General features: G+C 65.5%; 2 protein-coding genes. Both read left to right on the top strand.

Annotated features, from left to right (window positions below):
- Positions 1–11: 11 nt before the first annotated feature.
- Positions 12–12,872 (top strand): non-ribosomal peptide synthetase, encoded by a 12,861-nt coding sequence (locus QCBJ_RS06485; protein ID WP_102060347.1) that lies wholly within the window; start codon positions 12–14, stop codon positions 12,870–12,872.
- Entirely contained in the window at positions 12,869–24,190 is an 11,322-nt protein-coding gene (locus QCBJ_RS06480; RefSeq protein WP_102060346.1) for a non-ribosomal peptide synthetase, read from the top strand. Before QCBJ_RS06485 ends, QCBJ_RS06480 begins: the two co-directional genes overlap by 4 nt.
- Positions 24,191–24,940: the final 750 nt, after the last annotated feature.

The raw sequence follows: 24,940 nt of genomic DNA, 5'->3' as shown, positions 1-24,940 counted from the left end.
CAGGTTACCCCATGCAGTTCAGCGAATTATTGGCAGCGATTTCCACCCATGCGATCCGTCTGCAACTGGAAGAAGGCGACCTGATCATCCTCGGTGACGACGAGGCGTTGGATGATGCGCTGTGGGATCAACTGATTGCTCACAAACCCCGGCTGCTGGAACTGGTGGCCGAGCATGGCGGTGACTGGCTGAGTCCGGCCTACCGCATTACGCCGGACATGCTGCCGCTGGTCAGCCTTGACCAGGCGGCTATCGACCGTATCGTCGCGGCCATCCCTGGGGGCGCGGCGAATGTGCAGGACATCTATCCGCTGGCGCCGCTGCAGGAAGGCATGCTTTACCACCATCTGTCGGCGGAGCAGGGTGACCCCTACGTGCTGCACGCGCATTTCGAATTCGACAATCGCGCACGTTTGCACGCCTTTACCGAAGCGTTGCAATGGGTGATCGATCGCCACGATATCCTGCGCACCTCGATAGTCTGGGAGCGTCTCGACGAACCGCTGCAAGTGGTGTGGCGCAAGGCAAGCCTGGCGTGCGAAGCCGTGGATTTCGATGCGCGCAACGACCGCATGGACCTGGGCCAGGCACCGCTGCTGCGCCTGGTGTTTACCCAGGATTCGCTCACCGGGTGTGTGGCGGCAACCCTGCTGTTTCACCACACCATCCTCGACCACACCGCCCTGGATGTGGTGCGCCATGAAATCCAGTTGTACCTGGCCGGCGAGCAAGCCCAGGCGGGAGAACCGGTGCCGTTTCGCAGCTACATCGCCCAGGTGCGTCATGGCGTCAGCGAGCAGGCCCATGAGGCCTTTTTCCGCGAGATGCTGGCGGATATCGAGGAGCCGACACTGCCTTTCGGTTTGCAGGACGTACAGGGCGACGGCCTGGGTATCGACGAGGCACGCCTTGCCGTCGACAGCGCGCTGAGCCGCCGTCTGCGCACCCTGGCGCGGCCGCTTGGCGTGAGCGTGGCGAGCATGATGCACCTGGCGTTGGCGCGCGTATTGGGCGTGGTCTCTGGGCGCGACGCGGTGGTGTTCGGCACCGTGATGCTCGGCCGCATGGGCGCGGGCGAGGGCGGTGAGCGGGCCCTGGGCATGTTCATCAACACCTTGCCCTTGCGCGTAGACGTGGGCGAGCAGAGCGTGCGCGCCGGGGTCAAGGCGACTCACGAACGCCTCACCACCTTGCTCAACCACGAACATGCCTCCCTGGCGCTGGCCCAGCGTTGCAGTGGCGTTGCCGCACCGACGCCGCTGTTCAGCGCCATGCTCAACTACCGCCACAGCGCCGCCACGGACATGGCCGAGGTGATCGAGATCGCCGAGGGCATCCGCGTACTCAGCGCCGAGGAGCGCACCAACTACCCGCTGACGGTCAACGTCGATGACCTGGGTGAAGATTTCGCCCTGACCGTGATGGTCGACGCGTCCATCGGTGCCGAACGTGTCGCCACCTACCTGCATACCGCTCTGGAAAGCCTGGCCGAGGCCCTTGAACAGCGACCGGATATGCCGCTCAGCGGCCTGACTATCCTGCCCGACACCGAACGCCACAGCCTGTTGCATCGCTTCAATCACAGCCCCGCGCTTTACGCCGACACCGCCCTGATCCACCAGCACGTCGAAACCCACGCCGCCGCCCAGCCTGAAGCCATTGCCTTGCGCTTCGACAACCAGCGCCTCACCTACCGCCAGCTCAACGAGCGCGCCAACCAAGTCGCCCACCGCCTGCTGGCCCAGGGCATCCGCCCGGATGACCGCGTGGCGATCTGCGTGGAGCGTGGCCCGGAAATGATCATCGGCCTGCTGGGCATCCTCAAGGCCGGCGCCGGCTACGTGCCGATCGACCCGGCGTACCCGCTGGAGCGCATCGCCTACACCCTAACCGACAGCGAACCCTTGGCCGTGTTGGTACAAGCCAACACGCGCCATCTGGTTGGCGACTTGCCACAGGTCGACCTCAACGGCCTGCGCGGTGAATCCATCGTCAACCCGCGGGTCAACGTCAGCCCGGCCCACCTGGCCTATGTGATCTACACCTCCGGCTCCACCGGCCAGCCCAAGGGCGTGATGATCGAGCACCGCCAGGTTGCCCGCTTATTCACGGCCACCGAGCACTGGTTCGACTTCAACCGCAACGACGTCTGGGCGCTGTTTCACTCCTTCGCCTTTGACTTCTCGGTCTGGGAAATCTGGGGCGCACTGATGCACGGCGGCCAGTTGCTGATCGTGCCGCAACTGGTCAGCCGCTCACCGGACGAGTGCTACACGCTGCTGTGCGAAGCGGGCGTGAGCATCCTCAACCAGACGCCCAGCGCCTTCCGCCAATTGATCGCCGCACAAGGCCAGAACCCGCAGTCCCATTCCCTGCGCCAGGTGATCTTCGGCGGCGAAGCGCTGGAGCCGGGCATGCTCAAGCCGTGGTACGCCCGGGCGATCAACGCCGGCACGCAGCTGGTGAACATGTACGGCATCACCGAAACCACCGTGCACGTGACCTACCGCGCCCTGGAGGCGGCGGACGCGCAGTTGGTGGGTGTCAGCCCGATTGGCGTGCGCATTCCCGATTTGCAACTGTATGTGCTCGACGCGCGTCGCGAGCCGTTGCCGCTGGGTGTGGTCGGTGAGTTGTACGTGGGCGGCGCCGGTGTGGCGCGCGGTTACCTCAACCGTGACGCGCTGACCGCCGAGCGCTTCCTGCCCGACCCAGCCACCGGCCTGCGTATGTACAAGACGGGTGACCTCGGTCGCCTGCTGGCCGACGGCAGCGTCGAATACCTGGGCCGCAACGATGACCAGGTGAAAATCCGCGGTTTCCGCATCGAACTGGGCGAGATCGAAGCGCACCTGGCCAGCGCCGAGGGTGTGCGTGACGCCGTGGTGATCGCCCGTGAAGACGCGCCGGGTGACAAGCGCCTGGTGGCCTACGTGATTGCCGAAGGCGCACTGCGCGCCGCCGACCTGCGTGACCACCTGCTGCTGAGCCTGGCCGAACACATGGTGCCCAGCGCCTTTGTGCAGTTGGATCAATTCCCGTTGACCACCAACGGCAAGCTTGACCGCAAGGCACTGCCCGCACCGGACGCCGATGCCCTGGCTCGACGGGGCTATGAAGCCCCCCGAGGCGCGGTGGAAAACGCCATCGCGGCGATCTGGCAAGACCTGCTCAAGTTCGAGCACGTGGGGCGTGACGACAACTTCTTCGAACTGGGCGGCCATTCGCTGTTGGCGGTCAAGCTGATCGAACGCATGCGCCAGGTCGACCTCAGCGCCGACGTGCGTGTGCTATTCGGCCAGCCGACCCTGGCGGCACTGGCGGCGGCGGTGGGCGGGCAGCAAGAGGTGCAGGTCCCGACCAACCTGATAACCCACGCCACCACGCACATCACCCCGGACATGCTGCCCCTGGTGGAACTGGACCAGGCGGCCCTCGACCACATCATCCAGCGCGTGCCCGGCGGCATCAGCAACGTGCAGGACATCTACGGCCTGGCGCCGTTGCAGGCCGGTATTCTCTATCATCACCTGGCAACCACCGAGGGCGATCCCTACGTGTTGCAGGTGCAGTTCAGCTTCAACGACCAGGCGGCGGTGGACGCGTTTATCCAGGCCCTGCACAGCGTGATCGAGCGCAATGACATCCTGCGCACCGCGATCCTCTGGGAAGGCCTCAATGAGCCGGTGCAGGTGGTGTTGCGCCAGGCCGCGCTGGCCGTCGAGCGTATCGACGAGCCTTTTGAGCAACTGCAGCAACGCTTCGATCCTCGCCACTTCCGCCTCGACCTGAGCCGTGCCTCGCTGATGCGTTTTGCCTACGCCGAGGAACAGGACCGTTTCGTCGGCATCCTGCTGCTGCACCATATCCTGCTGGACCACACCGCCCTGCAGGTGTTGGTGGAAGAAATGAGCGCGAGCCTGTCCGGCAGCAGCGCGCAATTACCCGACGCCGTGCAGTACCGCAACTATGTGGCCCAGGCACGGCTTGGGGTCAGCCAGGCGCAGCACGAAGCATTTTTCAGCGAGATGCTTGGCGATATCGACGAGCCGACCTTGGCCTTCGGGTTGCAGGACGTGAATGGCGACGGCAGCGGCATCCTTGAAGCCCACCTGCCACTGGAACCGGCCTTGAGCCTGGGCCTGCGCGAACAGGCGCGGCAATTGGGCGTGAGCACGGCGAGCCTGGTGCACCTGGCCTGGGCGCAGGTGCTCGGGCAGGTGTCCGGTCAGCAGGCGGTAGTGTTCGGCACCGTGTTGCTGGGGCGCATGCAGGGCGGCGAGGGCGCCGACCGGGCGCTGGGGATGTTCATCAACACCTTGCCGCTGCGCGTCAGCCTGGGCAGCGTCGGCGTACAAGCCGGTGTACGCGCCACCCACGCGCGCCTGGCGCAGTTGCTCGGGCATGAGCACGCGTCGTTGTCCCTGGCCCAGCGTTGCAGTGGCGTGCCGGGTTCGCTGCCGTTGTTCAGCACCTTGCTCAACTATCGTCACAGCGCGCCGGGCGAGGCGCCGGGGCACAGCCCGTTCGCGGCCTCCGGCATCCAGATTCTCAGTTCCGAAGAACGCAGCAATTACCCGCTGGTGCTCAACGTCGATGACCTGGGCACCGGCTTTGCCCTGACCGTGCAAGGCGTGGCGAGCCTGGACGTGCAGCGCGTGGGCGACTACATGCTCACCGCGTTGCGCCATCTGGTGACCGCCTTGCAGCAGGCGCCCACCACGCCGCTGCAGGCCATCTCGATCCTGCCGGCCGCAGAGCGCCACCAATTGCTGGTGGACTTCAATGCCACCGCCCGTGATTACCCAGCGCACCTCACCGTGCATCAACTGTTCGAGGCCCAGGCGCTGGCCCGTCCGGAAGCGGTGGCAGCGGTGCATGGCCCGCTGTCGTTGAGCTACCGCGACCTCAATCGGCGCGCGAACCGCCTGGCCCATCACCTGCTCAACCAGGGCGTGCAGCCGGGCGAAAGCGTGGCGATTGCGCTGCCACGTTCGCTCGACCTGTTGATCTGCCAACTGGCGATCCTCAAATGCGCGGCGGTGTATGTACCGCTGGACGTCAATGCGCCGGTCGAGCGCCAGGCATTTATCGTGCAAGACAGTGGCGCGCATCGGGTGCTCAGCAGCCTGGTCGACCTGAACCTGGACGGCCTGTCGCCGCGTAACCCTGAACTGCCCCAGTCCTCGGAGAGCGTCGCCTACATCCTCTACACCTCCGGTTCCACCGGTGCGCCCAAAGGCGTGCAAGTGCCGCACCGCGCCATTTCGCGACTGGTGCTCAATAACGGCTATGCCGAGTTCAACGCGCGGGACCGCGTGGCGTTCGCCTCCAACCCGGCGTTCGACGCCAGCACCCTGGATGTGTGGGCGCCGTTGCTCAATGGCGGTTGCGTGGTGGTGGTCGAGCATGCGGTGCTGTTGTCCCAGGCCGCGTTCGCTGCGCTGTTGCAGGAGCAATCCGTCAGCGTGCTGTGGATGACCGCGGGGCTGTTCCACCAGTACGCCGATGCGCTGATGCCGGTATTCCGCCAGTTGCGCTACCTGATTGTCGGCGGTGACGTGCTCGACCCGCAGGTGATTGGCCGGGTGCTCGAACACGGCAAACCCCAGCACCTGCTCAATGGCTACGGGCCCACCGAAGCCACCACGTTTTCCACCACCTTTGAAATCACTCGGGTCGGCGAGGGCGGTATTCCCATCGGTAAGCCGATCGCGAATGCCCAGGCCTACGTGCTGGACGCGCGCCAGCAACCGGTGCCGCTGGGCGTGGTCGGCGAGCTGTACATCGGCGGTGCGGGCGTCGCCACGGGCTATTTGAACCAGCCGCAACTGACCGCCGAGAAATTCATCCCCAACCCGTTTGGCGACGGCGTGCTGTACCGCACCGGTGACCTGGCTTGCTGGCAGGCCGACGGCACCTTGCTGTATCAGGGGCGCAACGACCTGCAGATTAAGATCCGTGGTTTCCGTATCGAGCCCGGCGAGATCGAAACCTGCCTGGCCAGCTTCCCTGGTGTGAAAGACACCGTGGTGCTGGCCCGTGAAGACGAACCGGGCGACAAACGCCTGGTCGCCTACTACACGGCCGGTGCAGCGCTGGAGATCGAAGCCCTGCGTGCGCATTTGCAGGGCCAGTTGCCGGACTACATGGTGCCGTCGGCGTATGTGTGGCTGGAGCTGTTGCCGCTCACCGCCAACGGCAAACTCGACCGCAAGGGTCTGCCGGTGCCGGACCAGAGCGCGCTGTTAAGTCGCGGGTTTGAAGCCCCGGAAGGCGAAGTGGAAACCCAACTGGCGCAGATCTGGCAGGACGTGCTCAAGCTGGAGCGGGTCGGGCGTCACGATCATTTCTTCGAACTGGGCGGGCATTCGTTGCTGGCGGTCAGCCTGATCGAGCGCATGCGCCAGGTCGGCCTGAGCTGTGACGTACGCGTTTTGTTCAACCAGCCAAGCCTGGCGGCGCTGGCCGCTGCAGTGGGCAGCGGCCGGGAAGTCGTGGTGCCGGCCAATGGTATTCCGCTGGGTTGCACGCAGATCACCCCGTCGATGCTGACGTTGGTGCAGCTCGACCCGGCGTCCATCGAGCGTATTGTCGCGAACGTGCCGGGTGGTGCGGCGAATGTGCAGGACATCTACCCACTGGCGCCGTTGCAGGAAGGCATTCTTTACCACCACATCAGCGCCGAGCAGGGCGATCCGTACCTGCTGCAATCGCGCATGGCGTTCGACAGCCTGGAGCGTCTGCATGGGTTCATGGGCGCGCTGCAACAGGTGGTGGCCCGCCACGACATCCTGCGTACCGGCGTGGTCTGGGAAGGCCTGGACAGCCCGGTGCAAGTGGTGTGGCGCGAGGCGCAGCTGGTGGTTCAGGAGGTTGCCCTGGACCCGGCGGACGGCGGCATCATCGAGCAGCTTCACGCACGCTTCGACGCTCGCCACTACCGTCTGGATATCACCCAGGCGCCGTTGCTGCGCATGGTGTATGCCCAGGATCCGCAGCACAACCGGGTCGCCGCGATCCTGCTGTTCCACCACTTGGCGCTGGACCACACCGCCATGGCCGTGGTGGGCCAGGAGATGCGTGCGTTCATGTTCAACCAGGCCCAGGACTTGCCCGTGGCGGCGCCGTTTCGCAATTACGTGGCCCAGGCGCGCCTGGGCGTCAGCGTGGAGGAGCACGAGGCGTTCTTCCGCGACATGCTCGCCGACGTGGAGGAACCGACCTTGCCGTTTGGTGTGCAGGACGTGCAGGGCGATGGGCGTGATATCGAAGAGGCCGAACAGCCGGTGGACGCCGCGCTGGCTCGGCGGGTGCGCGAGCAGGCGCGGCAGTTGGGGGTCAGCGCGGCGAGCCTGATGCACCTGGCCTGGGCACAGGTGCTGGGGCTGGTGTCCGGGCGTGACGACGTGGTGTTCGGCACCGTGTTGATGGGCCGCATGCAGGCCGGTGACGGTGCGGACCGCGCGCTGGGCATGTTCATCAACACCCTGCCGCTGCGCGTCGACGTGGCGGCGACTGCCGCTGCTGCGGTCAAGGCGACTCATGGGCGCTTGAGCGCCTTGCTCGGCCATGAACACGCGTCCCTGGCGCTGGCCCAGCGTTGCAGCGGCGTGGCGAACGCATCGCCGTTGTTCAGTGCGTTGCTCAACTACCGTCACAGCAGCCCCGACGAAATGGCCCGCGATGGCCATGGCATCTGGGAAGGCGTGCAATTGCTCGGCGGTGAAGAGCGCAGCAACTACCCGTTGACCTTGAGCGTGGACGACTTGGGTGAGGGCTTCGGCCTGACCGTGTTGGCGCTGCCGCAGATCGGCGCCCAGCGCCTGTGCGCCTACATGCACAACGCCGTGGAGCAGTTGGTGGCCGCCTTGGAAAGCGCACCGCAGACCGCGCTCAACCAACTGCCGATGCTGGCGGCAACGGAGCGCGAAACCCTGCTGCGCGACTTCAACGCTACCGTCCATGATTTCCCGCAGGGGCAGACCGTCCACGGTGCCTTTGAGGTCCAGGCCGAACGCCAACCCCAGGCCGTCGCGGTGCTGCAAGGCGGTGAGGCGTGGACCTATGAACAACTCAACCAGCGCGCCAACCAACTGGCCCATCACCTGCTGGCACTCGGTGTACAGCCCGACGACCGTGTCGCGCTCTGCTGCCGTCGCGGCCCGCAGATGCTGGTGGGCTTGCTGGGCATCCTCAAGGCCGGTGCCGGTTACGTGCCCATCGACCCGGCGTATCCCGCCGAGCGCATCGCCTACCTGCTGCACGACAGCGCACCCGTGGTGGCGGTGGCCGAAGCCAGTACCCGCGCCTTATTGGGCGAGGTCGCCAGCGTAGACCTGCATGACCCACGCTTGCAGCACCTCGCCGTCACCAACCCACCACTCGACACGCTGACCCCGGCGCACCTGGCCTACGTGATCTACACCTCCGGCTCCACCGGCCAGCCCAAGGGCGTCATGGTGGAACACCGTACCGTGGAAAACCTCGTGCATTGGCACTGCGAAGCCTTTGGCCTGGGTGCCACGGGCCACACCAGCAGCGTCGCCGGGTTCGGTTTTGATGCGATGGCCTGGGAGGTGTGGCCGGCACTGTGCGTGGGGGCCACCTTGCACCTGCCGCCGGCCAACGTCGGCAATGAAAACATCGATGAGCTGCTGGCCTGGTGGCTGGCGCAGCCGCTGGACGTCAGCTTCCTGCCGACGCCGGTGGCCGAATACGCCTTCAGCCAGCAGCTGCAACACCCTACGTTGCGCATCCTGCTGATCGGCGGCGATCGCCTGCGTCAGTTCACTCACGAGCGGCGCTTTGCGGTGATCAACAACTACGGCCCCACCGAGGCCACTGTGGTTGCCACCTCCGGCCGCGTGCGCGCGGGGCAGGTGTTGCATATCGGTCGGCCGATCGCCAATGCCAGCGTCTACTTGCTGGACGCGCAATTGCGCCCGGTGCCGGTGGGGGTGACGGGCGAGCTGTATGTGGGCGGAAGCGGTGTGGCGCGGGGTTACCTGAACCGGCCCGACCTGACTGCCGAACGCTTCCTGCAAGACCCGTTCAACGCCGGGCGCATGTACCGCACCGGCGACCTGGCGCGCTGGCTGCCCGATGGCAACATCGAGTACCTGGGCCGTAACGATGACCAGGTCAAACTGCGTGGCGTACGGGTGGAACTGGGGGAAATCGAAAGCCGCCTGGCCGCCCTGGACGGCGTCGGCGAAGCGGTGGTAGTGGTGCGCGAAGGTCGCTTGATTGCCTGGTTCACCGCACAGCAACCGCTGGACATCGACACCCTGCGCACGCAGCTGCAAGCCCAATTGCCCGATGTCCTGGTCCCGGTCGCCTATGTGAAGCTGCACGCATTACCGCTGACCGCCAACGGCAAGCTCGACCGCAAGGCGCTGCCGGAACCCGATCACGCCGCGCTGCTGACCCGCGCATACGAAGCGCCCCAAGGCGAAGTTGAAACCACCTTGGCGCGCATCTGGGCCGAGGTCTTGCACGTCGAACAGGTCGGTCGCCATGACCACTTCTTCGAGCTGGGCGGCCATTCGTTGCTGGCCGTCAGCCTGATCGAACGCATGCGCCAGGTCGGCCTGAGTGCCGATGTGCGCGTGCTGTTCAGCCAGCCGACCCTGGCCGCACTGGCCGCCGCCGTCGGCAGTGGCCGCGAAGTGCAGGTGCCGGTTAATCGCATTCCCGCCGACTGCCGGCGCATTACGCCGGACCTGCTGACCTTGGTGGAACTCGACCAGGCAACGATCGACCAAGTGGTCGCGCAAGTACCCGGCGGTACGGCGAATGTGCAGGACATCTACCCGCTAGCGCCGTTGCAAGAGGGCATTCTCTACCATTACATCACCGCTGAGCAGGGCGACCCGTACCTGCTGCAAACGCACCTGGCGTTTGACAGCCTCGAACGTCTCAACGCCTTCACCCAAGCGTTGCAACAGGTGATCGATCGTCACGATATCCTGCGCACCGGCGTGGTCTGGGAGGGCTTGGCGCAACCGCTGCAAGTGGTGTGGCGCACCGCCGAACTGCAGGTGCAGGCGCTGCACCTGCAAGGCGATGTACTGGCCGGCCTGCACGAACGTTTCGATGCACGACGCTATCGCCTGGACATCAGCCAGGCCCCGCTGATCCGCCTGATGTACGCCCAGGACCCCGTCCATCAACGGGTGGTCGCCGTATTGCTGTACCACCACATCGTCCTCGACCACACCGCGTTTGACGTCGTGCTGCGGGAAATGCAGGGCTTCCTGCTCGGCCGGCAAGTGCCAGCGGCTGCACCGATGCCGTACCGCAACTACGTGGCTCAGGCGCGGTTGGGCGTGAGCGAACAGGAGCACGAAGGCTTTTTCCGCGCAATGCTCGGCGACATCGACGAGCCGACCTTACCCTTCGGCTGGCAGGACGTCCGCGGCGACGGCAGCGCCATCGAGGAGCACAGTCTGCGCCTGCACAGCGACCTCAACCGCCGCTTGCGGGCCCAGGCCCGGCTGATGGGGGTAAGCACGGCGAGCCTGTTTCACTTGGCGTGGGGCCAGGTGCTGGCGGCGACATCGGGCCGCCACAGCGTGGTGTTCGGTACCGTATTAGTCGGACGCCTGCAAGGCGGCGAGGGCGCAGACCGCGCCCTGGGGGTATTTATCAACACCTTGCCGCTGCGCCTGGACATCGACGGTCAAGGCGCACGTGCCGCCGTACGGGCGACCCACGACCGGCTCAGCGCCTTGCTCGGCCATGAACACGCGTCCCTGGCGCTCGCCCAGCGTTGCAGCGGGGTCGCTGCCCCGGCCCCGCTGTTCAGCTCAATGCTTAATTACCGTCACCGTGGCGCGGCCACTCGCTCGCAAGAGGCGCAGCAGGCCTGGGAAGGCATGCAGACCCTGGTCAACGACGGACGTACCAACTACCCGTTGACCTTGAACGTGGACGATTTGGGCGATGGCTATGACATCACCGCCCTGGCACGCGTCGATGCGCAACGCGTGTGCGATTACCTGCAGACCGCGCTGTCGGGCCTGGTCGAGGCGTTGGAGCACGCGCCGCAACACGCGCTCGATCGTTTGCCGATCCTGGGCGCCGAAGAGCGCAATAAGCTGCTGGTCGAATTCAACTCAACCGAGGTGCCGTACGATCTCGATCAGACCCTGCAGGGGCTGTTCGAAGCCCAGGCCGAGCGCACGCCGGAGGCGGTGGCGGTGATTGCCGCAGAGCAACGGCTGACCTACCAGGCACTCAACGAACGCGCCAATCGCCTGGCCCATCACCTGCGTGAGCGCGGCGTACTGCCGGATACACGGGTGGGGATCTGCCTCGAGCGTGGCCTGGACATGGTGGTCGGCCTGTTCGCCATCCTCAAGGCCGGCGGCGCCTACGTGCCGCTGGACCCGGCCTACCCCCAGGAGCGTATCGCCTACATGCTGCAGGACAGCGCGCCGGTGGTGGTCCTCGCGCAAGCAACCACCCATGCGCTGCTGGGCGACGTGCCGGTGATCGAGCTTGATCACGTCACGTGGCAGCACCAGCCCGCGACCAACCCCCAGGTCCCGGGCCTGACCGCTCGCCATGCCGCCTACGTGATCTACACCTCCGGCTCCACCGGCGAGCCCAAGGGGGTGATCAACGAGCACGCCGGGGTGGTCAACCGCTTGCTCTGGATGCAGGACGCCTACGGGCTCAACGCTGAGGACGCGGTGCTGCAGAAAACCCCGTTCAGTTTCGACGTGTCGGTGTGGGAATTCTTCTGGCCACTGTTTACCGGTGCGCGCCTGGTGATGGCGCGTCCGGGCGGGCACAAGGACCCGGCCTATCTGTGCGAAGTGATCGAGGCGCAGCGGATCACCACCTTGCACTTCGTGCCGTCGATGCTCGACGTATTCCTCGCCCATGGCGATGTGAGCCAGGCCGAAGGGTTAGTCCGTGTGATGTGCAGCGGCGAAGCCCTGCCGGGCAGCCTGGTGCGGCGCTTCAAGCAGCAATTGCCGGGCATCGGCCTGTACAACTTGTATGGCCCCACCGAAGCGGCGGTGGACGTGACCGCCTGGAACTGTGCGCGGCCCGAGGTGCCGGACAACACACCGATTGGCAAACCCATCGCCAATACCCGCATGTACGTACTGGATGCACAGTTGCAACCGGTGCCATTGGGCGTGGTGGGCGAGTTGTTTATCGGCGGGGTGCAGGTGGCGCGGGGTTACTTGAACCGTGCGCAACTGACGGCCGAGCGTTTCCTCAAGGACCCGTTCACCGGCGGGCGCCTGTACCGCACAGGGGACGTGGGCCGTTACCTGCCCGATGGCAATATCGAGTACCTGGGGCGTAACGACGACCAGGTGAAAATCCGTGGCCTGCGTATCGAACTGGGGGAAATCCAGGCGCGCTTGAGCGAACACGCATTGGTCAAGGACGCCGTGGTGGTGGCCCGCGACGAGCGCCTGGTCGCCTACTACACCGGCGAGCACACGCCCGTCGAAAGCCTGCGTGCCCAGCTGCTACTGCACCTGCCGGACTTTATGGTGCCCGCGCTGTTCGTGCACCTCGACGCGTTGCCCTTGAGCCCCAACGGCAAACTCGACCGCAAGGCACTGCCGGCACCGGGCATGGACGCACGGCGGGTACGCGCGTTCGAAGCCCCCGAAGGGGACACCGAAATCCTGCTGGCCCGGCTCTGGGTTGAACTGCTCAACGTGGAGCGGGTAGGGCGGCATGACAATTTCTTTGAACTGGGTGGGCACTCGCTGCTCGCCGTCAGCCTGATCGGGCGCTTGCGCCAGGAAGGCATGGAAGCCGACGTGCGCGCGTTGTTCGAACAGCCGACCCTGGCTGGCTACGCCGCATTGACTGAACGAATGGAGATCGTCCTGTGAGCATCAACCAACTGCTGGCGACGCTAAAGACCAAGGACATCCAGCTGGCGCTCAAGGGCGAACAGCTATCGGTGCAGGGCAACAAACAAGCCTTGAGCGACCCGGCAATCCTCGCCGCCTTGCGCGAGCACAAACCGGCGTTGATCGAACTGATCAAGGCCGGTGAATACTCGGCGACGAAGGCGGGCGTGGTCGACGTGCCCGCCAATGGCATCCCGGCGGACGCCGAACGCATCCTGCCGGCGATGTTGACGTTGTCGACGCTGAGCCAGGACGAAATCGACCGTATCGTCGCCAGCGTCGACGGCGGCGTGGCGAATATCCAGGACATCTACCCGCTGGCGCCGTTGCAGGAAGGCATTCTGTTCCACCACGTCAGTGCCGAGCGGGGCGACCCGTACGTGATGCAATCGCAATTTTCCTTCGACAGCCTGGAACGTTTCGAGGCGTTTGCCCAGGCGCTGCAAGCGGTGATGGACCGTCACGACATCCTGCGCACAGGGGTGGTCTGGGAGGGTGTGCAGCAACCGTCGCAAGTGGTGTGGCGCCGCGCGCGCCTGCCGGTGCAGGCCTTGGCGCTGGACCCGGCCGACGGCGACATCGCCACGCAACTGCACGCCCTGTTCGATGCTCGCCACTATCGCCTCGACGTGTCCCAGGCGCCGCTGTTGCGTCTGGTGCGGGCCGAAGACGTGGCCAATCAACGTATCGTTGCCAGCCTGCTGTTCCACCATATGGCCCTTGATCACAGCGCCCTGGAAGTGGTGTGCCACGAGCTGCAGGCCTACCTGTTGGGGCAGGGCGCGGCGTTGGGCCAGGCCGTGCCGTTTCGCAATTATGTGGCTCAGGCGCGGTTGGGGATCAGCGAGCAGGAACACGAACACTTCTTCCGCCAGATGCTCGGCGACATCAGCGAACCCACCTTGCCGTTTGGCTTGAGCGATGTGCAGGGCGATGCGCGGGGCATTACCGAGGTACACCTGGCGCTGCCGGCGGTGCTGTCGCAACGGCTGCGAGCACAGGCACGGCACCTGGGGGTCAGCGCAGCCAGCCTGTTCCATTTGGGGTGGGCGCAGGTGCTGGGGGTGTTGGCCGGCAAGGAACAGGTGGTGTTCGGCACGGTGTTGATGGGCCGCATGCAGGGCAGTCATGACACAGACCGGGCGCTGGGTATCTTCATCAACACCTTGCCGTTTCGCGTGGACGTGGGCAGCGAGGACGTGCGCGCCGGGGTCAAGGCGACTCATGCGCGGCTGACGACGTTGCTGCGGCATGAACACGCACCGTTGGCGCTGGCCCAGCGGTGCAGTGGCGTGGTGGCGCCGACGCCGTTGTTCAGCGCCTTGCTCAATTATCGCCACAGTGCCTCGGCCGCCAGTGACGAAGCGATCTCGGCCTGGCAGGGGATCGCTGCGCTGAGCGCAGAGGAACGTACCAACTACCCCTTGACCCTGAGTGTCGACGACCTTGGCGATGACTTTGCCCTGAGCCTGCTGGCCAGCAACCTGGTCGATCCGCAGCGCGTGTGTGCCTACGTGCAAACCGCCTTGGAGAACCTGTTGACCGCGCTGGAGCAGGCGCCAGGCACTGCGCTCAACCAAGTGTCAGTGCTTCCGTTCGCCGAGCAGCAGTGGTTGTTGGAACACTTCAACGCCACCTACACGGATTTCCCCCAAGGCACCACGCTGCACGGGCGCATCGAAGCCCAGGCCGCGCTGACGCCTGATGCGATTGCCGCCGTGCACCAGGGCCGCCAGCAGACGTATGCCGAACTCAACCAGCAAGCCAACCTGCTGGCCCATCACTTGCTGGCGTTGGGGGTCATGCCCGACGACCGCGTTGCCATCGTTGCCCGCCGTGGCCTGGACACCCTGGCCGGCCTGTTGGCGATTCTCAAGGCCGGCGCCTGCTATGTGCCGGTGGACCCGTCGCACCCGGCCGAGCGCCTCAACTACCTGCTCAGCGACAGCGCCCCGGTGGCGGTGTTGACCCAGCAGGCCTTGCTGGAACGCCTGCCGGCCCTGGATGTGCCGGTGATCAACCTCGATCGCTACACCTGGCAGCACCATTCGGCGAGCAACCCCAAGGTGGCGGTCACGCCGTCCAACCTCGCTTATGTGATTTACACCTCCGGCTCCACCGGCCTGCCCAAGGGCGTGATGGTGGAGCACCACACCGTCGCCAATCTGGTGGACTGGCATTGCAACGCCTTTGACCTGCGCGCCGGGCGCCACACTGCCAGTGTTGCCGGGTTCGGCTTTGACGCGATGGCCTGGGAAGTCTGGCCGGCGCTCTGCGTCGGCGCGACCCTGCACCTGCCACCGGCCCATGACGGCGCCGAGGATGTCGACGCGCTGCTGGCCTGGTGGTGTGCGCAGCCCTTGGACGTGTGCTTCCTGCCCACGCCGGTGGCCGAGTACGCCTTCAGCCAGCAGATCGAACACCCGACGCTGCGCACCCTGTTGATCGGCGGTGATCGCCTGCGCCAGTTCGGCCGGGCGCAGCGCTTTGACCTGATCAACAACTATGGCCCCACCGAAGCCACGGTGGTCGCCACCTCCGGCAAGGTCGAGGCCGGCCAGCCGTTGCACATCGGCAAACCCATCGCCAATGCCACGGTGTACCTGCTGGATGAGCAGCAACGGCCGGTGCCGCTGGGTGTGGCGGGAGAGTTGTACGTGGGCGGTAAAGGCGTGGCGCGCGGCTATCTGAACCGCCCGGAGCTGACCGCCGAACGCTTCCTGCACGACCCATTCAACGCCGGGCGCATGTACCGCACCGGCGACCTGGCGCGCTGGCTGCCGGACGGCAACCTTGAGTACTTGGGCCGCAATGATGACCAGGTGAAGATCCGTGGCATGCGCATCGAACTGGGCGAAATCGAAGCCCAACTCAACCAGTTGGCGGGTATCCAGGAAGCTGTGGTGCTGGTGCGTGAAGAGCGGCTGGTGGCGTATTTCACCGAAAACCGCCAACTCGACCCGCTGGTGGTGGCTGAACTCCGCGCCCACCTGGTGGCGCACTTGCCGGACTACATGGTGCCGGTCGCCTACGTGAAGCTGGACGCGTTGCCCCTGACCGCCAACGGCAAGCTCGACCGCAAGGCCCTGCCGGCGCCGGACATGGCCGCAGTGTTTACCCGCGAGTACGTGGCCCCTGAAGGTGAAATCGAAAACGTGCTGGCGCAGATCTGGGCCGATGTGCTGCAGGTGGAGCGGGTGGGGCGTCGCGATCATTTCTTCGAACTGGGCGGGCATTCCCTGCTGGCCATGCGCATGGTCTCGCAGATCCGCCAGCGCCTGGGCGTGGAGTTGTTGCTCGGCGACTTGTTTGCCAATGCCGAACTCGCGGCGGTCGCCGAGGTGTTGGCCCAGTCCGGTCGCAGCACCTTGCCGGATATCCTGCCGGCCAATCGTGACGAAGACACGCCGCTGTCTTTCGCCCAGCAGCGCCTGTGGTTCCTGGCGCTGATGGAAGGCGCCAACACCGCCTACAACATTCCTATCGGCCTGCGTCTGCGTGGGCAGTTGCACGTCGAGGCGCTGCAACGCGCGCTGGCCCGCATCGTCGCGCGCCACGAAACCCTGCGCAGCCGCTTTGCCCAGCACGGCGATGACGCCCAGGTATTAATCGTACCCGCCGAAGACGTGCTGCCCCTGCAAGTGCAGGACCTGCGCCGCCACCCGCAACCCCAGCAGGCGCTGGACGCGTTGATCCACGGCGAAGCCTCGGCACCCTTCGACCTGGAGCGCGGCCCGCTGCTGCGCGGGCGTTTGGTGGTCATGGCTGACGATCACCATGTGTTGCTGCTGACCCTGCACCACATCGTCTCCGATGGCTGGTCCATGGGCGTGCTCACCCGTGAACTGATGGCGCTGTACCAGGCGTTCAGCCTCGGCCAGGCGGACCCATTGCCGCCGTTGCCGATCCAGTACGGCGACTTCGCCGTGTGGCAGCGCCTGTGGCTCAGCGGTGAAGTGCTGCACCGCCAGAGTACCTATTGGCAGCAGACGCTGGCGGGTGCGCCGGCCTTGCTCACGTTGCCCACCGACCGCCCGCGTCCGGCAGAGCAGGACTACGCCGGCAGCAGCGTCGACGTGCGCCTGGACGAACGCCTCACCGCCGGGCTCAAGGCGTTGAGCCAACGTCACGGCACCACGCTGTACATGACCCTGATGAGCGCCTGGGCCTCGTTGCTCGCGCGGTTGTCCGGGCAGCAGGATGTGGTGATCGGCTCACCCGTGGCCAATCGCACGCGCAGCGAGGTGGAAGGGCTGATCGGCCTGTTCGTCAACACCCTGGCGGTGCGCATCGATACCTCCGGCGAGCCGAGCACCGAGGCGCTGCTGGCGCGGGTCAAGGCCCAGGCCCTGGCGGCGCAGGCCCACCAGGACCTGCCGTTCGAGCAAGTGGTGGAAGTTACCCGCCCGCCGCGCAGCCTGGCCCACAGCCCGCTGTTCCAGACCCTGCTGACCTGGCAGGACAGCAGCGCGCCGACCCTGGCCCTGGGCGACCTGGCTTTGGAAGGTATCGTCGAGAACAGCCACTTTGCCAAGTTCGACCTGTCCCTGGACCTGGGGGAAGTGCAGGGCACGATCATCGGTGCCTTGGAATACGCGGTGGCGCTGTTCGATGAGTCGACAGTGCAGCGGTATATCGGTTACTTCACCCGGGTGCTGCAGGCCATGGTCGATAACGACCAGGCGGTGCTGGAGCAGGTGCCGCTGGTGGACGAGCGGGAGCGTCAGCATCTGCTGTTCGACTTCAATGCCACCGATGTGGCGTACAACCTCGACCAGACCTTGCATGGCCTGTTCGAAGGGCAGGCGATGCGTACGCCGGATGCCGTGGCCGTCAAGGCCGGTGACCAGGTATTGACCTATGCCGAGCTGAATGCGCGGGCCAACCAGCTCGCTCACCACCTGTTGGCGCTTGGCGTACAGCCGGATTCACGGGTGGCGATCTGCGTCGAACGGGGCCTGGACATGGTCATCGGCCTGTACGCGATCCTCAAGGCCGGTGCCGCCTATGTGCCGCTGGACCCGGCGTATCCGCTGGAGCGTATCGCCTACATGCTGGAAGACAGCGCACCTGTCACGGTGCTGGCCCAAGGCGCGACACGTGCATTGCTGGGGGACGTGGCGGTGGTCGACCTGGACCAACCGACCTGGCAGCACCAACCCGTCGACAACCTGCCAGTGGCTGGCGTCAGCGCCTACGTGATCTACACCTCCGGCTCCACCGGCCAGCCCAAGGGCGTGATCAACGACCACCCCGGCGTGGTCAACCGCCTGCTATGGATGCAGGACGCCTATGGCCTGCAAGCCCATGACCGGGTGCTGCAGAAAACCCCGTTCAGTTTCGATGTGTCGGTGTGGGAGTTCTTCTGGCCGCTGTTCACCGGCGCCTGCCTGGTGATGGCGCGCCCTGGCGGCCACAGAGACCCGGCCTATCTGTGCGAAGTGATTGCGGCTGAGCGCATCACCACGCTGCACTTCGTGCCGTCGATGCTGGATGTGTTCCTGGCCCATGGCGATGTGAGCCAGGCCGAAGGGTTAGTCCGCGTGATGTGCAGCGGCGAAGCCTTGCCCGGCAGCCTGGTGCGGCGCTTCAAGCAGCAGTTGCCAGGCAGCCAGTTGCATAACCTGTATGGCCCGACCGAAGCCGCCGTCGATGTGACGGCCTGGAACTGCGCCGGTGCGGTGACGCCGGACAACACACCGATTGGCAAACCGATCGCCAATACCCGTATGTACGTGTTGGATGCCCACCTGCAGCCGGTGCCATTGGGCGTGGTCGGCGAGTTGTTCATCGGCGGCGTACAAGTGGCGCGCGGCTACCTGAACCGGCCTGAATTGACCGCCGAGCGTTTCCTCAAGGACCCGTTCACCGATGGCCGCCTGTACCGCACCGGTGACGTCGGCCGCTACTTGGCGGATGGCACGCTGGAGTACCTGGGGCGCAATGACGATCAGGTGAAAATCCGTGGCCTGCGTATTGAATTGGGGGAGATCCAGGCACGCCTCACCGACTACCCGCCGGTCAGCGAAGCCGCCGTGATCGCCCGCGACAATCGGCTGATTGCCTACTACACAGGCACGTTCAGTGACATCGACGCGTTGCGCGCTCACCTGCTGAACCATCTGCCGGAATTCATGGTGCCGGCCATTTTCGTGCATCTCGACGCCTTGCCGCTGAGCCCCAACGGCAAGCTCGACCGCAAGGCACTTCCCGCGCCGGGCCTGGATTCAGTGGTGGTGCGTGAGTACGAAGCACCCCAGGGCGATACCGAAATTGCCTTGGCCAGCCTCTGGGCCGAACTGCTCAACGTTGAACGCGTGGGCCGTCACGACAACTTCTTCGAGCTGGGCGGGCACTCGCTGCTCGCGGTCAGCCTGATGGGACGCATGCGCCGCCTCGGGTTGTCGGCGGATGTGAAGGTGTTGTTCGGTCAGCCCACGTTGTCGGCCTTGGCGGCGGCACTGGGCGGTGGTCGTGAAGTCGCGGTGCCGGACAACGGCATTGCGGCCGATTGCGCTTATATCACCCCGGACATGTTGCCGTTGATACCGCTGGATCAGCCGGCCATCGAGCGTATCGTCGCCTGCATCCCCGGCGGTGCGGCGAATGTGCAGGACATCTACCCGCTGGCGCCGTTGCAGGCCGGCATGCTCTATCACCATCGCGCGGTGCAGACCGGCGACGACTATGTGCTGCGGGCGCAGTTTGCGTTCGACAGCCCGCAGCGGATGCACGCGTTTGCCCTGGCCTTGCAGGCCGTGATCCAGCGTCACGACATCCTGCGTTCGTCGTTCCATTGGGACGGCTTGGAAGAACCGGTGCAGGTGGTATGGCGCGAAGCCCCGCTGTGCGTCGAAAACGGGCCGGTGCCGGAACGGCTCGATGTGGCCCAGGCACCGCTGATGCGCCTGGTGTGCGCCGAGGACACTGCCACGTTGCTATTTCACCACTTGGTGATGGACCACGTCGCCCTGGAGATCCTGCAACACGAACTGCAGGCGTTCCTGTCGGGCACGCAGCACACGTTGGGCGCGGCCGTGCCGTACCGCAACTATGTGGCCCAGACCCGCCTGGGCGTTGACGATCACGAGGCGTTCTTTCGTGAGATGCTCGGCGAGATCGATGAACCGACGCAAGTCGACAGCCTGGGCCGCACGGAGCAAGTGCAACGGGCCCTCGACCCGGCGTTGAGCCAACGCCTGCGTACTCAGGCGCGCCAGTCCGGGGTGAGCGCCGCCAGCCTGATGCACCTGGCCTGGGCCCAGGTGCTGGGCAAGGTCTCGGGCCGCGAGCCGGTGGTGTTCGGCACTGTGATGCTCGGCCGCCTGCAAGGCGGTGAAGGCGCCGAGCGCGCCATGGGCGTATTCATCAACACCCTGCCGCTGCGGGTCGACCTGGGCCAGCACTCGGTGCGCGACGCCTTGCGGGCCACTCACACGCGCCTGACCCACTTGCTCAGCCATGAGCAGGCGCCGTTGGCATTGGCCCAGCGCTGCAGTGGCGTGCCCGCAACGACGCCACTGTTCAATACGCTGTTCAACTATCGCCACAGCGCGCCGCAAGCGGCAACCGAGGCGTTACAGGGTATCCAGTTGCTCAAGGCCGAAGAGCACAGCAACTACGGCCTGTCGTTGAGCGTGGATGATCTGGGTCAGGGGTTCTCCCTCAAGGCCGTGGGGCAGGGCGCCCGCCGTTTGTGCGATTACCTGCAGGTTGCCGTGGAGCAGGTGGTGCAGGCGTTGGAACAGGGCGGTACGACTGCCATCAGCCACGTGCCGATCCTGCCCGCCGCCGAACGCCAGCAGCTGCTGGATTTCAATGCCACCACGCGGCCCTTTCCGCGCGAGCACACGGTGCAACGCCTGTTCGAAGCCCAGGCCCAGGCCCGTCCTGCTGCGTTGGCGGCGCTGCAGGGCGAGCAGTCACACGGCGTCGTGACAATGAGTTACGGCGAACTCAACACGCGCGCCAATCGCCTGGCTCATCATCTGATGGGCCTTGGGGTGCGTCCCGCCGATCATGTGGCGATCCTGCTGCCGCGCTCGCTGGACCTGCTGGTCAGCCAGTTGGCCGTGCTCAAATGCGCTGCCGCGTATGTGCCGCTGGATATCAACGCCCCCGCCGAGCGCCAGGGCTTCATGCTGCAGGACAGTGGTGCGGCGTGGCTGCTGACCCGCAGCGACGCCTCCGTTGACTACCCGGCGCAGCGCCTGGACCTGGACACTCTGGTCCTCGATCCGCAACCGAGCCACAACCCGGACCTGTCGCAGTCCTCCGACAGCGTGGCGTACATCATGTACACCTCTGGCTCTACCGGCACGCCCAAAGGCGTATTGGTGCCCCATCGCGGCATCACGCGCCTGGTGCTCAACAACGGCTACGCCGACTTCAACGCCAGCGACCGCGTGGCCTTTGCCTCCAACCCGGCGTTCGACGCCAGCACCATGGACGTATGGGGGCCGTTGCTCAACGGCGGCCAGGTGCAGGTGATCGACCACGCCACCTTGCTCGATCCGACGGCCTTTGGGGTGGCCTTGGCGGACGTGACGGTGCTGTTTGTCACCACGGCGCTGTTCAACCAGTACGTGCAGCTGATTCCCCAGGCCCTGGCGGGCTTGCGCATCCTGCTGTGCGGCGGCGAGCGTGCCGATCCGGCGGCATTCCGCAGCCTGTTGGCGCGTGCGCCGGCGTTGCGCCTGGTGCATTGCTACGGACCGACTGAAACCACCACTTACGCCACTGCCTACGAAGTCCGGTCGCTTGCGGAGGACGCCGACAGCGTGCCCATCGGTCGACCGATTTCCAATACACAGATCCATGTGCTGGATGCGCAGTTGCAGCCGGTGCCATTGGGCGTGACCGGTGAAATCTGCATCGGCGGGGATGGCGTGGCCAAGGGGTACTTGAATCGACCGGCGCTGACGGCTGAAAAGTTTGTGCGCGACCCATTCGACGCAGACGCCTTGATGTACCGCACCGGCGACCTCGGCCGCTGGACGGCGGGCGGCCTGCTGGAATGCATCGGGCGCAATGACGACCAAGTGAAAATCCGTGGTTTCCGCATTGAATTGGGCGAGATCGAAGCGCGCCTCGCGACCTTCGCGGGTATTCAGGATGTGGTGGTGCTGGCCCGCGAGGACGCGCCGGGAGACAAGCGCCTGGTGGCGTATTTCACCTGGGCCGATGAACCCGTCGCCATCGACAGCGTGCGCGCCTACCTGCAGGGCCAACTGCCGGAATACATGCTGCCGTCGGCCTTTGTGCCGCTGGCGCACCTGCCGTTGACGGCCAACGGCAAGGTCGACCGCAAAGCCTTGCCGGTGCCTGCCCTGGAAGCCTTGAACCGCCGCGATTTCGAGGCGCCAGCCGATGCACTGGAGCAGAGCCTGGCGGCGCTGTGGAGCGAGGTGTTGAAGGTGGAACAGGTCGGTCGTCATGACCGCTTCTTCGAGTTGGGCGGGCATTCATTGCTGGCGATCCGGCTGGTCAGCCTGATGGACGAAGCGGGGTTGGCGGTGTCGCTGGCCGAGCTGTTCCAGCACGCCAGCGTGGCCTCGGTGGCCGCGATGCTGCGCCAGCGTACGGATGCGCCGGTGCGCGACACCTCGGTGATCACGGTGCGCAGCAGCGGGACGCAAGCGCCGTTGTTCCTGGTCCATGAGTTCAGTGGCATGGACGTGTATTTCCCGGCGCTGGGCCAGCATCTGCCCGGTGACTATCCGATTTACGGGCTGCCGGGCTTAGGGCTGGGCGAGCCGCACCTGAACACCATGGAAGGCCTGGCGGCGCGCCTGGTCGGGTTGATTCGCGGCATTCAACCCCATGGGCCTTACCGGGTCGCCGGCTGGTCGTTCGGCGGGGTGCTGGCCTATGAAGTGGCAATGCAACTATTGGGGCTGGATGAACCGGTGGCATTCCTCGGTTTGATCGACAGCTACGTGCCGCGCATGACCGACCAGGGCAAGGCGCGCTGGAGCGGGCCGGACGCGCTTAAGCGGCACTTGTTGTTGCAGTGCACGGCGTATTGGAAAGCACAGGGAGGTGTGGATGAACTGGCGAGCCTTGGGCAATTGGAGTCGCAGATTGGACAGCTGGACTTTGCGGGCCTGCTGCGACGCTGTCGCGATCAAGGTCTGCTATACGCGCAAATGGCGGCGGCTGCGGACGCGGACCTCTTGAGCTTTATCGAACGGGAAGTCGGGCACGGGCATGCGCTGGCGCACTACAGCGTGTTCCCGTTGCCGGTTGCGGTGCATCTGTTCAGCGCGAGTGAGCGTCCGACCGAGTTGTCACGACGCAGTGATTCGCTGGGTTGGATCGATGCCTTGGCGCCAGGGCAATTGCGCCAGGTGGAGGTGCCGGGAGATCACCAGAGCATGATGCAGGCGCCGCATATCCAGGCGCTGGGGCAGGCGCTGACCGAGGCCTTGGCGACGAGTGCGCCGGTGGTTCAGGCGCAGCATCAACCGTTGCTGCGAATTCAGAGTGGCCGGGCGGGGTATGCGCCGGTGTTCTGCGTGCCGGGGGCCGGAGATAGCGTCACCGGGTTTGTGGGCCTGGGCGAAGCGCTGGGGCGCGACTGGCCGCTGTTCGGCTTGCAGCCGCGCGGATTGGAGGGTGAGGCGGTGCCCCATAGCCAGGTGGAAGCGGCGGCGCGGTGTTACTTGGCGGCGCTGGAACAGGCGTGTCCGCAGGGGCCGGTGCATTTGGTCGGGCACTCATTTGGTGGTTGGGTCGCGCTGGAGATGGCGTTGCGGTTGCAGGCGGCCGGGCGGGAGGTGGCATCGTTGACGGTGATCGACAGTGAGTCGCCTGGGGGCGCCGCGAAGGTTTACACCACCACGGCGGCGTTGATGCGCTTGATTGAGGCGATGCAGTTGTCGGCCGGGAAATCGCTGGGGATTGATCGGGTGGACTTTGCCGGGTGTGATGAGGTGACGCAGCGCCAGCGGCTACACGCAGGGATGGTCGGCGTTGGGTTGTTGCCGGGGCGCGCGGCGGTGGATGCGATGGATGGGCCGGGGCGGACGTATGCGGCGGCTTTGCGCACGGCGTATCGGCCTGTTCAGCGTTTTAACGGGATGGTGCGGTTGGTATTGGCTGAAGACCCAGCGCTGGATGCGGCGGGGAATCAGCGGGAGCAGGGGGGGATGATTGAGGGGTGGCGGCGACAGGGGAGTGGGTTGCAGGTTTGGTATGGCGGGGGGAATCACTTTACGTTGCTCAAGGCGCCGAATGTTTTTGGGTTGGCGCGGTGGTGGTTGGGTGGGGTTGTGGTTGGGGAGGTGGTGTCTTGAGGTTTTGCTTGGGGTACATATCCGTTGCTGCGGTAACGGCGGCTTATGGTTCCGCTCTTACAGCGGGTCACTTTTGGAAGGACCCAAAAGTAACCAAAAGGTCCTCGCCCCACCACTCGGTGCCTCGCCTAGGCTCGGCATGCCCTCACTCCGGCTTTGGAGCGTGGGCCGCCGCGCTGGGCCATCCTTGGCCCAGCGCGGCTAACCCGGCGTCCTGCCCGCGTGGTTTTACGGGGCGCCGAAGATCAAAAGCCAAAGCAGGGCGCGGCGGCCTTAAAGCCGACCGGTATTGCGATTGTCGATCGCGGTTCAAATGTGGGAGGGGGCTTGCCCCCGATGGCGGTGTGTCAGTTGATGCATCTGTGGCTGTCCCACTGCTATCGGGGGCAAGCCCCCTCCCACAATTTGATCTCCATACATCAGGTAGATATCAGTCCGCGGCTAACTCGGCGTCCTGCCGGGTTACCCACGCTCCAAAGCCTGTGTTCGGCCAGCGTGGTTTTACGGGGCGCCGAAGGTCAAAAGCCAAAGCCAAAGCAGGGCGCGGCGGCCTTAAAGCCGACCGGTATTGCGATTGTCGATCGCGGTTCAAATGTGGGAGGGGGCTTGCCCCCGATGGCGGTGTGTCTGTTGATGCAGATATGGCTGTCCCACTGCTATCGGGGGCAAGCCCCCTCCCACAATTTGATCTCCATACATCAGGTAGATATCAGTCCGCGGCTAACTCGGCGTCCTGCCGGGTTACCCACG

Source organism: Pseudomonas sp. QC2 (genome assembly GCF_002859085.1).
Taxonomy (GTDB): domain Bacteria; phylum Pseudomonadota; class Gammaproteobacteria; order Pseudomonadales; family Pseudomonadaceae; genus Aquipseudomonas; species Aquipseudomonas petroselini.
This window is presented reverse-complemented; position numbering and strand designations above follow the sequence as displayed.